General features: G+C 36.3%; 11 protein-coding genes. 1 reads left to right on the top strand and 10 read right to left on the bottom strand.

Features of this window, described 5'->3' with window-relative positions; translation table 11 throughout:
* Positions 1–2: 2 nt before the first annotated feature.
* The 7 genes from M0214_RS14250 to M0214_RS14220 all read right to left on the bottom strand — a co-directional run bounded on the left by M0214_RS14250 (position 3) and on the right by M0214_RS14220 (position 6206).
* The gene (locus M0214_RS14250) at positions 3–1313 is read right to left on the bottom strand and encodes a DASH family cryptochrome (RefSeq protein WP_248723231.1); all 1311 of its coding nucleotides are present in this window, start codon (positions 1311–1313) and stop codon (positions 3–5) included.
* On the bottom strand, positions 1283–1429 hold the full coding sequence (locus M0214_RS14245) for a DUF2256 domain-containing protein (RefSeq protein WP_248723230.1): 147 nt from the start codon (positions 1427–1429) through the stop codon (positions 1283–1285). Before M0214_RS14245 ends, M0214_RS14250 begins: the two co-directional genes overlap by 31 nt.
* Positions 1380–2849, bottom strand: coding sequence for an SDR family oxidoreductase (locus tag M0214_RS14240; protein ID WP_248723229.1), 1470 nt, complete (start codon positions 2847–2849; stop codon positions 1380–1382). The genes M0214_RS14245 and M0214_RS14240 overlap by 50 nt, the downstream gene beginning before the upstream one ends.
* Entirely contained in the window at positions 2849–3478 is a 630-nt protein-coding gene (locus tag M0214_RS14235) for a flavin reductase family protein (protein WP_248723228.1), read from the bottom strand. The genes M0214_RS14240 and M0214_RS14235 overlap by 1 nt, the downstream gene beginning before the upstream one ends.
* Positions 3478–4788 (bottom strand): AarF/ABC1/UbiB kinase family protein, encoded by a 1311-nt coding sequence (locus M0214_RS14230; RefSeq protein WP_248723227.1) that lies wholly within the window; start codon positions 4786–4788, stop codon positions 3478–3480. The genes M0214_RS14235 and M0214_RS14230 overlap by 1 nt, the downstream gene beginning before the upstream one ends.
* Positions 4789–4794: 6 nt before the next feature.
* Positions 4795–5451: a TetR family transcriptional regulator C-terminal domain-containing protein gene (locus M0214_RS14225; RefSeq protein ID WP_248723226.1), complete on the bottom strand. Its 657-nt coding sequence runs from the start codon at positions 5449–5451 to the stop codon at positions 4795–4797.
* Positions 5452–5549: 98 nt separating this feature from the next.
* Positions 5550–6206, bottom strand: a complete 657-nt coding sequence (locus M0214_RS14220) for an MIP/aquaporin family protein (protein WP_248723225.1) — start codon at positions 6204–6206, stop codon at positions 5550–5552.
* A gap of 166 nt (positions 6207–6372) precedes the next feature.
* On the opposite strand from M0214_RS14220, the gene M0214_RS14215 reads away from it, so the two are divergent.
* Positions 6373–7224 (top strand): DUF2911 domain-containing protein, encoded by an 852-nt coding sequence (locus tag M0214_RS14215; RefSeq protein ID WP_248723224.1) that lies wholly within the window; start codon positions 6373–6375, stop codon positions 7222–7224.
* A gap of 80 nt (positions 7225–7304) precedes the next feature.
* Here the strand turns inward: M0214_RS14215 and M0214_RS14210 are convergent, their stop codons facing one another.
* The 3 genes from M0214_RS14210 to M0214_RS14200 form a co-directional block, all read right to left on the bottom strand.
* On the bottom strand, positions 7305–8291 hold the full coding sequence (locus M0214_RS14210) for a Gfo/Idh/MocA family protein (RefSeq protein ID WP_248723223.1): 987 nt from the start codon (positions 8289–8291) through the stop codon (positions 7305–7307).
* A complete protein-coding gene (locus tag M0214_RS14205; RefSeq protein ID WP_248723222.1) occupies positions 8284–10083 on the bottom strand; it encodes a sodium:solute symporter in 1800 nt (599 codons plus the stop codon). The genes M0214_RS14210 and M0214_RS14205 overlap by 8 nt, the downstream gene beginning before the upstream one ends.
* Positions 10084–10198: 115 nt before the next feature.
* Entirely contained in the window at positions 10199–12721 is a 2523-nt protein-coding gene (locus tag M0214_RS14200) for a PIG-L family deacetylase (RefSeq protein ID WP_248724974.1), read from the bottom strand.
* Positions 12722–12758 lie beyond the last annotated feature (37 nt).

The raw sequence follows: 12758 nt of genomic DNA, 5'->3' as shown, positions 1-12758 counted from the left end.
ATCTAAAACAAGGTGGGTTGTAACCAAAGTTTTTGATAGGTGCCAGAGGCATCGTATCGTTGTGCCTGTAAATTCACATTAAATTTTCTGTCTCTGGGGTCGTTTCCAACACCAGATACGTACATCCAATTGCCATAATTGCTATGAACATCATAATCTATAAGCAGCGATTCAAAATAAGCGCCTCCAATTCTCCAATCCAGTTTTAGGTCTTTGGAAAAATAAGAAGCTACATTTTGTCGCCCGCGGTTACTCATCCATCCCGTTTTTTTTAGTTCGATCATATTGGCATTAACAAAGTTTGATTCTGTCTCGCCATTAATCCATTTTTCAACCAAATCCTGATTTCTTTCCCAGTGGTATTTATTATTTAGTATGCCATCTATTTTAAAGATGTTGTTATTGTGCTTTAGAGAAATGTATTTAAAATAGTCTCTCCACATTAATTCGAAAACCAACCAATAGGTAGATTGATTTTTGAAATGTTGCTTTTCAAATTCTTTCACGGCCCAAAATATAGTTCTTGCAGAAAGGCTTCCATTAGCAAGCCAGGGTGAAAACTTAGAGCTGAAATCTTTACCCAATAGTCCATTTCGTGTTTTCTTGTAAACACCCAATTTCTTTGTTTTGAACACATAATATTCTAAGCGTTCTAGAGCAGCAGTTTCTCCACCAGAAAATGGAAACGCTGTATTTGGATTCATTTCAAAATCAGCATATCCCAAGGTTTTTAATGTGGGTATTTTTGTTTTATTCTCAACTACGGCATTGGTTTTTAAAGGTTCTATTTTAATTACAGGTCTTACTGTGCTTGTTTTTTCTGTGTTTTTTCTGAAATTGGTAAAGACCTTCGGAATTTCCCTTGCCGAGTAGTTTATATCATCTGGGTGATATAAGAACTGATCGTAAGCTGCGTGGATTTTAATGCTTTTAGGAAGCTCTTTTACAACATTATTAAAAGTTTGAACTTCTTCTGAAGTCCATTCTTTTTGTAAATACAACGCTTCAACTTGATACTTTTCGGTAATGCCCTTAATGGCTGTCTCAGGTTTTTCATTAAAAACTAATAATTCGATGTTTAAAGTCTTCAGATTATTTTTGAGATTGGTAACGGTCTCAATAAGAAATTTGGTTCTGAACTTACCGGTTTTTAGAAATCCGAAAGGCGTATTTTCATAATGTCTCGGGTCGAAGCAATAAACCGCTATGATGTTTTTATGTTTTTTAACAATCTCGTATAACAGAGCGTTGTCTTGAACTCTTAAATTGTTTTGGAACCAAACTAAAGCAAAGTTGTTTTGTTTCTCCTGCATTTGTCACTACAATATTTTACGTTATCCCAGTTTTTACTCCATTTTTTTCTCCAAGAGAATGGACGATTACAAATTGGACATATTTTCTGTGGTAAGTGAGGTTTTCGGAATTTCAACTTTTACGAGTTTGTTAATCATACCAGAGAAAATAAAACCATGGAAAGGCAATACGGTGTACCAATACAGTCTTCCCCAGAGTCCACGTGGTCTAAAAGTTGCTGTTTGCTTAAGTTTATTGTCTTCAATTTTAAATTCTAGCCAGGCCTCTCCCGGTAAGCGCATTTCTGCGAATAGTAGTAATTTTTGTTTGTTTTTATCGGCATAAATAACACGCCAAAAATCTAAAGCATCTCCTGCTGCCAAATGGGTGGGGTGAGTTCGTCCTCTTCTTAGACCTATGCCTCCAAAGAGCTTATCAATGTATCCTCTTATACGCCAAAGGAACGTACCGTAATACCATCCGTTCTTACCACCAATGCTCCATATTTTATCTAGAGTTTGTTCAGTGTCATTTATAAAACGTTCTCTATGGTCTGTGAAGCATCCAAATTGTGGGACATTAATGTATTGGTGTAATCTGTTTTGTAACCTACCGCTGCTTATCATGGAGTCTTTCCAACTGGAAACAATACTGTTCTGTTCTATCTTTTCGAACGCCAAGGCAACAGCCTCTTTGTATGGAATGGGTTTTACATTTAAAATCTCATTAATTTTGCTAGGCTTACCAATTATTTGAACTCCCATACTATCTACTAGGGTACTTGCCAATTTATAAGACGTTGAGGTCACAAAATATAACCAGTAGGAGGAGAGTTTTGGGGTCATAACCGGTACAGTTACTATTTTCCGTTTTAGTCCTCTTACTTCGGCAAATTGTAATAACATGTCTTTATAAGTGATTATTTCGGGTCCGAAAACATCAAAGGATTTATTGAAGACTTTTTCGTTACCAACCGCTTTGCTCAAAAAGCTCAATACATCCCGAACAGCCAAAGGTTGTGTTTTTGTATTTAACCATTTTGGTGCAATCATAAAAGGTAATTTCTCTACAAGATCTCTTACGATTTCAAAAGAAGAACTTCCAGAACCCACTATAATTCCCGCTTTAAAAACCGAAAGTGCGTAGTTGTCAGATTTTAAAATAAACTCCACTTGTTTTCTGGAATTTAGGTGTTTGGATAGCTTATCTTCATTGGTTATTCCGCTTAAGTATATCACTTGTTTTACCTCGGTGGTTTCTAAATAGTCCTTAAAGTTTTGTGCACATTGTTTTTCTAAAGCAGCAAAGTCCTTGGAGGTATTAGACATAGAGTGCATAAGATAGTATGCCACATCTATTCTTTTGGGGATGTTACTTAAGGTGATTGGTTTTAGAAAATCTGCTTCAATAACATACACGTTATCTTCATTTGCGAATTTTTTATCCGCTCTCAAACGGTCTCTAACCACACAAATTACAGTATGCCCCTTATCCAATAAAATTGGAATAAGTCGTTTTCCTATATAACCGGTGGCTCCTGTAACTAATATGGTCATTATTGTTGTATTAATAGTTTGGGTCTTTGGTACCCATATCTTGTTTTTGCATCTGGTATTGCATAACCATCCAAGCCGTTTATTGCAGCTACACCAGCTTGAGATAAATTAATGAACCCGTCGTCCTCTATGAGGTTATCTTTAACGTATAGCCCAATTACCTTCCCAATGACTAAAATGGTGTTATTGGCTTTAATGTCATATTCCTCAACGTATTGCATTGCCAACTGTACTGGAGCACCATGCACAAACGGTGCTTTGAAATTTGACCGGTATTGTGGATTGAGATTGGTTACTTCAAATTCTGAGATATCAGCCTCATATTTTGCAGATGTATGATGAGCATCTTCAGTTATATCATTGTGAATATGATTTATGGTATAAACACCAGTCGCCTTAATGTTCTCGTAGGTATTTCTTATGACTGTAGTTGGTCTTAAGAAAAAACCTAGCATAGCGGGGCTAGAACCAATGTGGGTTACAGAACTAAACACAGCAACATTTTCTATACCATCATTAGATATGGAACCGATGAGGTTTGCCGATTTATACCCTGAGCAACTATTGATTAAATTAATCTTATAGATGTGGTTTAGTTCTTGTATGTCGTTTTCGCTAAAGTATCTCATTACAGCTTTAAAAAATTATTGATTTTTATGTTTTGTGCCTTCAAATCGAACATAAGGTTGTAAAGTCCGAAGAAAGTTCTGTTTATGTAAATGAAATGCTTAGAACCTCTATTACCATTCATTTTTCGTAATTCGGTGTTCTTAGAATATTTTTCTCCTAGGTCCGCTATTTGTCCAAAGAAATTAGCATCAGAGAAATCAAAAGTATCTTGGTGAAACGGCTGTGTAAAAAGACTCAACATTTCATGAAACATCTGAGTGAAAAATTCGAGTTCTTCGGGTGAATCGTCTGCTCTCAAAATTTCTAATTCATAGAGTTTAGAGACAAAATAATCTTGATTGCTCAAGTTTTCTTTTTTTGCAAGGTTAAAATAGGGTGTATAAAATTCGTCTGGAATGGTTTTCATACACCCAAAATCTAACGCAATTAATTCTCCTTTTTCAGAAACTAGGAAGTTGCCCGGATGCGGATCGGCATGTACCTTTTTCAAATTATGTATTTGGTACATGTAAAAATCCCATAAGGCTTGTCCTAATCTGTTTGCTTTGTCTTGGTCTTCGTTGTGAGCAGTGAATTCAGAAAGGTGTTCACCTTCCATGAAGTCCATGGTAATAATTCTTTCAGAAGATAGGTCTTCGTAATAATGCGGAAAACGAAGATGCGGAATATGTTTACAGTTTTCAGCAACCTCTTTACTTTGCTTAATCTCGTTGATGTAATTCGTTTCCTCAACGAGTTTATGCTCAACTTCTTTAAAGTATTTATCTGAATCTTTACCTTTGATATTGAACATACTCATAGCCACAGGTTTAACCATGGCTAGGTCTGAAGCGATACTCTCTGCAACTCCCGGGTATTGGATTTTCACAGCAAGTTTTTTCCCATTCTTAAATGCTACATGTACCTGGCCGATACTAGCAGCGTTAACGGAAGTTGCACTAAAAGTATCAAAAAGATCATTGGGATGTTTCCCAAAATATTTTTTAAACGTTTTTATAACTAATGGTGGTGAAAGCGGCGGAACCGAAAATTGAGCCAAAGAAAATTGCTCTACATAAGCCTGCGGCAAAATACTTTTTTCCATGCTCAACATTTGTGCTACTTTGAGAGCACTGCCTTTGAGCTGTTTGAGACCATCATATATATCGGTTGCATTGTTCTTATTTAACCGTTCTTTGGCTTCGGCTTCACTGTTTACTAATTTATCACCGTAATATTTTATGTAATTAACACCCACTTTTGCTCCAGTTGTAACCAATTTGGTTGCCCTCTGGATTTTAGATGTTGGTATACTATCAATTGTTTTCATAAGACTCTAGTTCATTTGGAATTTTTCTTTGAAAAGGAATTTTCCTAAATCAAGAACACTTTTAATCGGGGTGATATCTAAGACATCAAAAGTTGTATTAACGGACTTTTCAATGAAAATATCTGTTTTTTCGAAAGCAGGTGAGGTGTCCTCAAGCCAAAATTTCATGGTAACTATAAGTTGTAACCATGCTGATTCTTTGAGGGCTTTCTCTTGAATTTTTTCAAACTGCTCTTGTTTAATGTCCAACATTTGAATTCCCAATGCCCCAACATAATTTGTAAAGTGATTTTTTAGACCGTTTAAAATCTGTAAGCCCTTTAGATTGTTCTTGTATTTGTCCAACACATGGGTTACATAACTTCTATTGGCAGTTAAGTTTTCAAAAAAGGTATAATAGAATCCTAATAGTTTATTTCGAGCATCGAATATTTTGTAATCCTCGCTCTTTTCTAAAATCTTAATGGTGTTTTGGTAGAACGCAGTGAATATGCCTTTTTCAATGGCATCAAACGATGCGAAAAATTTATAGAAATCACTTTCTTCAAAAGCATTCGTTTTTGCAAATGCGTATACAGAGGAAGGGTTTTTACCATGTTCTAAAACATGACCCATATATTGTTCTATAATCTTAGATTCGGATATTGCAGATTTCTTTGCCATAATTAAAATATTTATGGTAAAGATATAAAAATGTTTAACCATTAATCAAAAAAGTTAAACAAAATAAAATATAATGCTATAAGGAATTCTTATTATGGTTAGCAACATTGGTCATCCTTGACCAATTTACAGCTTGATACTGCGGCTATTGCGCCTACTACAGGAGCAATAATATACAACCATAAATCTTTAAAGTTTCCTGTAAAAATTGCAGGAGCTATAGAGCGTATAGGGTTCATAGAGGCTTTAGTCATCGGGCCTGCGAACATGGCCTCCAATAGAATAACACCTCCAACAGCTATGGCGGCCATGGTGCCAATTTCTTTACTGCCTGTTGAAACATTTATTATGGTCACCATTAGGAAAAAAGTTAATAGAAACTCTAGAATAGCTGCTTTGTAAGCAGGGAAACCAGAAGCAGGAGTGGTCTCTCCTAAAAATTGACTTTCAGGAAAAAGAAACCACAATATAAAAACAGCTAAAACAGCTCCAACAAATTGAGCTGTGATGTATTTAGGAACTTCAAGCCAAGAGAATTTTTTAGCTACAGCAAATCCAATGGTTACAGCTGGATTAAAATGTGCTCCAGAGGTTTCTCCAAAGGCATAAATCATGGCCATAACTATTAATCCCCATGTTGCGGCAACACCAACATGAGAAATTGAACCTCCAGTAATTTCATTGATGGTCATGGCGCCACAGCCACAAAAAATCATGGTGAATGTTCCTATAATTTCAGCTATATATTTTTTCATGTTAAGTAGTTTTTATAATCAAGGTACACAGATAAACTGTGTCGATATTAAAAATTATATCAAGCAAATATACGAGGCTTATTTAAGGTTTTATTAACAGTAAGCAGTTATTAAATCGTTAATTTTAAACCATTATAAACCTAAAATTCATTAAACAATCAAAAAAATGAGAAAGTTAGTATTACTGTTTATGGCGTTTGCAACAATTAGCATTGTTAACGCTCAAGTTAAAACCCCAGCACCAAGTCCATCGGCAACCTTAAAACAAACCGTTGGTCTTACAGATATCACCATAGCATATTCCAGACCAGGTGTTAAAGGACGAAAAATATTTGGTGGATTAGAACCTTGGGGAACAGTTTGGAGAACAGGTGCCAATAAAAATACCACAATAACCTTCAGTGACGACATCATGTTCGACGGACAAGAAGTAAAAGCCGGTACTTATGCCATTTACACACGATTAAACTCAGCCGAAGCTTGGGATGTGATGTTATATGCCGATTCGGACAATTGGGGCACACCTCAAGATTGGGATGATAGCAAAGTAGTTGCTACTTCCAAAGTTAAAGTTTATGAGGTGCCTTTTAATGTTGAGACATTGGCTATTGATATTAACCAGATTAAGAACAGTAGTGCTGTTTTAGAAATTATTTGGGAGAAATCTTATGCTGCTGTTCCTTTCACTGTACCAACAGATGCTAAGGTGAGTAAAAGCATTAAAAGTGTTATGAATGGACCTTCTCCTCAAGATTATTTTAATTCTGCTGTATATTATTACGAGGAAGGCAAAGATATTTCTGAGGCCGTAAAATGGATTGATAAAGCCGTTGAAATGACAAGTAAGAAACCGCGTTTTTGGTTTATTCACCAACAGGCTCTAATACACGCTAAAGCTGGAAATAAAAAAGCAGCGATTGAAGCAGCTAAAACATCTTTGGAATTAGCTAAGAAAAGAAATTATCAACCCTTCATAGATAAGAACGAGAAAGTTTTAAAAGAGTGGGGAGCTATGTAGACTACCTATATAACTATAGCGTTACATTTATAGATATTTTAGAAAGTAAGGCGCAGCTGTTTAGGTTGCGCCTTACTTGTTTAATACTCTAGATTGATAATTTTTCTAACGCTATCCAATAGTTTTATCAACTGTTTGCTAAACTCAAACGTCATGACATCACTTTCGGTTTTACCATTTCTAATTAACTCATTAAAATGAATGGCCTCGTAGTTATAGCCAATCGTTTTATAATTAAAGTCAATACGTTCCTCGTTGTTGTCCCTGATAATAGAAACTGTGGAAGGGGCATGGAAATAGGTGTTAATCTTAACTGTAGCGTTTTCACAATAAAAGATAGCCTCGGTAGGTGTATCTTCTATCAAAGAACTGTTTAATAGCGCTGTGCTGCCATCACCGTACTTAAAGGTTATGCTACAAGAGGAATCTGCACCATTTTCGAAAAACGTAGCATTAGCTTCAATATTCTCTGGAATACCCAAAGTAGATAAGGCCGCAAAAATAGGGTAGATGCCAATATCTAAAAGACTACCACCACCTAGGTCTTTGTTAAAAAGTCTTGAGTTGTCATCAAAAGCCTTAAAAAACCCAAAGTCGGCTTCCAGTTTTAACAGCTTGCCATAAGTTTCATTTTTAAGATGATCAAGAACATATTGGTAGTGCGGTAAAAAGTAAGTCCACAAGGCTTCCATGAGCAAGACCTGATTTTCTTTTGCTTTTGCAATCATCATATCGACTTCATCGCTGTTCATAGCAAAAGGTTTTTCACATAATACAGCAATACCATGTTCTAAACAAAGGGTGGTGTTTTCTTTGTGTAGCGCATGCGGTGTGGCGATATAAACGGCATCTATATCCTTATCTTTTGCTAGTGCCTCATAACTGGAATAAGCCTTAGTAGCGCCATATACCTTGGCAAAGACATCAGATTTCTCCTGAGTTCTTGAAGCTACGGCGTGTAGTTTAGCATCGGGAATGGTGAGTAAGTCTTTTGCAAATTTGTGAGCAATATTACCAAGTCCTATAATGCCCCAGTTAATGGTTTTCTTAGTTGTTGATTTAGTCATTGTTTTTATAAAAAGGTTGAATGGCTAGAGCGATAATTACCACTAAAGCACATCCAAATAAATTTAACCACAGGTAAGGCATCCAGTCGAACCACCAACCTGTAATAACTATGATTTGCGTTATGATGGCGGCCAAGAATACAGCATTCCCTTTAATAGATTTTATAAAAAATGCTAAAAGGAAAATACCCAGAACATTACCATAGAAGATTGAGCCTATGATATTCACTAGCTGTATTAAATTCTCGGCAAGATTGGCAAAACAAGCAATTATTATTGCTACAATGCCCCAAAGTAGTGTAAATAGTTTTGTGGCTTTAACCATGTGCTTTTCTCCTTTATCCACTTTAAGATTTCTACCGTATAAATCCACCGAAGTAATAGTGGCCAACGCATTTATTTCTGATGCTGTAGAAGACATAGCTGCCGAAAGTATTACGGCCAAAAGCAATCCTATCAACCCTTTAGGAAGATGTTTCAGGATAAAGGTAATGAACATATAATCCCTGTCATTTGTTTGAGTGTCTTTTGCAGATTCCTCATACAGATTTTGTAAAGCTTCCTCTTTTTGTTTGTATGCACTACTTTCAGTATTATCTTCTAAAGCCTTTAATTCATTTTGTAGTCTGTCATATGTATTGGCGTAAGCAGAATCTACAGCCCTTTTTATCAGGTATTTAGATTCTAAACGAAACGCCTTCTCTTGTTTATCTAGTTCGAATAATTCTTTTCTAATATTATCATCTTCACTTTTAGACAGAGTCAAACTAAGTGCTTTCTTTTTACTGAAAAGCACATTTTGTTTTTCTTGAAGTGCTTTATATTCTTCAGCATATTCCGAAGCCAAAACTTTATCTGTTGATGGTCCAATAAAATTTAGTGGTGGTGGGTTAAATTGATAAAATACAAAGACCATAATTCCAACCAATAAAATAAAGAATTGCATGGGTACTTTTAGAACTCCGTTGAATATAAGTCCCATTTGCATTTCTTTAATGGACTTGCCCGATAGGTAGCGTTGTACTTGGCTTTGGTCTGTACCAAAATAGGCGAGGGCTAAAAATGTACCTCCAATAAGGCCAGACCAAACGGTATATCTATTTTCCAAATCGAAAGAAAAGTCTAAAATTTCCATTCTTCCGTTGGCACCAGCAATATCTAATGCTTTGGTAAAGGAGACTTCATCTGGAATAAGGTTCAAAGTAATGAATAGGGCCGCCAGCATACCAGCAAAAATGACAAACATTTGCTGTTTTTGTGTTACGGTCACAGCTTTTGTGCCTCCAGAAACCGTATATATTATGACTAAAATACCAATGGCAATATTAAGATAGGTAAGGTTCCAATCTAGGATTACCGATAAGATTATGGCTGGAGCAAAAATGGTTATTCCTGCTGCTAAACCCCGTTGAATTAAGAACAAAACGGCAGTGAGGCTTCGGGTCTTTAAGTCGAACCTGCTTTCTAAAAATTCATAGGCAGTGAATACCTTTAATTTATGGTACAGCGGAATGAAGACCAAACAAATGATAACCATTGCAATTGGGAGTCCGAAATAAAACTGAACGAACCCCATACCATCTGAAAATGCTTGTCCAGTAGTAGATAAAAAAGTGATGGCACTCGCTTGGGTGGCCATTACCGATAAACCAATAGTCCACCATTTTGAGGAGTTACCGCCTTTTATATATTCCTGGGCACTATTACGGCCTCTGGTTTTCCAAGTGCCATAACCAACAATGGTAAGCAAGGTAACGCTTAAAACAACCCAATCAATCCAATTTAATTGCATCTAAAACGCTTTCATTATTAAGTAAAACAATATGAAATAAACCGCATTAGCTATTAAAACAATAGAGTATAATTTAAGCCAAGGTTGTTTTGGTTGGTTTTTATCGGTCATAAAACTAATCGTTAAGTTTAGCTTCTAGCTTTAGGTTGTCTTTTCCTAAAGATAGCATATTTGCAAACAATCGGTAAGCACCAGAAACGCCTTCTGGAAATTCCCTAAAAAAGCTCAGGCCAGTGTAAATGTAATAGCCTTTACCGTATTTGGCGACCAATAAACTACCGTCTTTAGGGGTTTCATTCTTATCGTTCATGGAGAGTATTGGTGTAAACTCATTGCTCCATTGGTTTGGAAAATACAAACCGCGCTCTTGGGTCCAACCTTCAAAATCTTTTTGAGTGATTTTATTGGGGAAATTAAGTACAGGATGTTCAGGATTTAAAAATCTAACTTCGGCGTTTTCATCGGTTACACGATCTCTAGATAATTTTAAATCGTATGGTGCCAATTGCTTTGTTTTAAGCCTATGGGAGGTGTTGTATTGCACTATCATATTACCGCCTTTAGACACAAAATCGAACAGTGTTTCTTGTTTAAATTCTAAGGCTTCAACAGTATTATAAGCCCTAATGCCTACAACTACCGCATCAAATCTACTTAATAATTCAGCCGAAATGTCTTCTGGTTTTATGACACGAACACTATAGCCTATTTGTTGTAAACTTTCTGGAACAACATCGCCAGCACCTTGGATATAAGCTATATTTTCACCCCGTTTCTGAATGTCTAAACGCACCACCTTACTTTCACTTGGCAACTGAACGGTTTGATAGGGAATATGATCGTACTTAATCTCAACAAGTTCTTTTGTGTAGGCATTGTTACCTATGTGTACAATGGGGCCAATCAAGCCTTCACTTTGATTTTTAGGAGGTATAATCGTAAACACTAAAGTTTGTTCTTCTCCTTTGTGTTTGATTGATATTTTTTGGTTTTTGGGATATACGCTCCAATCGTTAGGATGACAAACTTCCACATGACCTTCTAAGTTATCTTTACCCGCTTTTACGACTACGGTGATATCGTGAGGTTGATTATTCTCAAAAATAACCACCTTTTGGGCTATTTTAGCAGATGCTTCTGGAATGATTTCAAACGGACGATACAATTCACCTTTATCTGGTTTTGAATAGCGATGAATCACATCTTTTTCAAAATCAATTGTTAAGCCATCAAAATCAATAGAAAAAGTAGCCTGTAAAGCTCTTTTGGTTTCAGGATTTCCTATTAAGGCTTTATTTTCAACAACATACATACCTTTAGTCCATTTTTTATTTAACCAGTACGGGCTGGTGTGATCTAAATCTGGGATAATGGTATTGAATGAAAAATTATATTTCTTGTTATTTTCCATAAAAACATGTGTAGTCTTAACTTGATTTATGGGTGAAATACTAACGCTTTTTAGCTTAATGTTAGCATCGCTTCTTTTTAGCGCTTCAATATTAATCTTTAAGTTATTCTCGGCCGAAACGGAAAAGGTAGATGCCGAAGCTTCAAGGTACAACCCGGCACACATTTCTATAATGGCTTTTAGCTCCTTTGTCTTCTGGGTTTTCCAGTGTTCATTCTCTACGGTCTGCAATAGGGTATAGGCTTCAATTAGATTGGGAAGATGTATTGAAGGATTTTGAAAGTTGAAATTCTTTTCAACAGCATACAGCAAATCTCCAATGGTTTTACCGCCTTTAATGCGGTTCCATGAGGTATCTATACCGGCAAAAATATTATCACCCTCGAGAGCATCTCCTTTAATGAGTTCAATATATTCATGTTGTGAACCGCGTTGCGCTAGCCTTCCGAATCCTTGACACAAATGTTGACTGCTGGCCAATGCAGCGACTTCGTTATTAGATAAGCCTTTTAATGGGTAGTATACGCCAATATCGACATTTAACATATTACTCTTATCTGCCTTATCAAAGTTTTCTCTACTGCCATAAAACCACCATCCTGTATTGAAAAACAAACGCTTAGGTTGCCATGTACTTGCATATTCCAGTAACTCTGGGTGTGAGTTTTCATCGCCAACCAAATCGAACGCTTCAACGCTCAATATAGCAGAGGCTGTATGGTGACCGTGGGTTGTGCCAGGGGTTCTATGGTCAAATCGGTTTATAATGATATCCGGTTTAAATTGTCTTATGGCTAGAACGACATCACTTAGAACCTGTGCTTCATCCCAAATATTAAAAGTTTCTTCAGGGTGTTTAGAGTAGCCAAAATCATTAGCTCTCGAGAATATTTGTTCTCCGCCATCCACACGTCTGGCCGCTAATAATTCCTGGGTTCTTATTACGCCAAGAAGTTCTCGTATTTCTGGGCCAATTAAATTTTGTCCGCCATCACCTCGTGTTAGAGATAAATAGGCTGTTCTGGCTTTAACGTGATTAGACATGTAGGAAATCAACCTCGTGTTTTCATCATCGGGGTGCGCAGCAACATATAAAACCGAACCTAAAAAATTTAGCTTTTGAATAGACTCGTATATCTGAGAGGAAGATGGTGTTTTGGGTTTTTGAGCGTTGGCTTGAAAAAAACAAACGGACCAAACTAATAATAAAGCGATCTGTCTTTGCATCATAGTTTTTAATTAACTAAGCTCAAATATAACAAAG

This window comes from Seonamhaeicola sp. ML3, from assembly GCF_023273855.1.
Lineage (GTDB): Bacteria > Bacteroidota > Bacteroidia > Flavobacteriales > Flavobacteriaceae > Seonamhaeicola.
This window is presented reverse-complemented; position numbering and strand designations above follow the sequence as displayed.